The 274-nt window shown below is 62.8% G+C and carries 1 protein-coding gene; it reads left to right on the top strand.

Annotated elements, in window-relative coordinates; all coding sequences use genetic code 11:
• Positions 1–13: 13 nt before the first annotated feature.
• On the top strand, positions 14–274 hold a 261-nt coding region (locus ACSNOK_RS34230; RefSeq protein ID WP_436784629.1), incomplete at its 3' end, for a tripartite tricarboxylate transporter substrate-binding protein.

Below are 274 nucleotides of genomic sequence, written 5' to 3'. Positions count from 1 at the left end.
CTCCTACAACACGCTGACGGACTTCACGCCCATCATCAACGTGGCGGCCACGCCCAACGTGATTGCGGTGAACCCCAAGTTCCCCGCCAAGGACTACAAGAGCTTCGAGGCCGAACTCAAGAAGTCCCAGGGCAAGTACTCCTATGCGTCCTCGGGCACGGGCGGCATCCAGCACATGCTGATGGAGCTGTACAAGAGCCTGACCAACACCTTCGTCACCCACATCCCCTACCGCGGCGCGGGCCCTGCGCTCAACGACGTGGTGGCGGGCCAG

The organism is Streptomyces sp. URMC 126 (assembly GCF_051386555.1).
Classification (GTDB): Bacteria; Actinomycetota; Actinomycetes; order Streptomycetales; family Streptomycetaceae; genus Streptomyces.
Note: the sequence above shows the minus strand (reverse complement) of the source record. Positions and strands in the feature narration are given on the sequence as shown.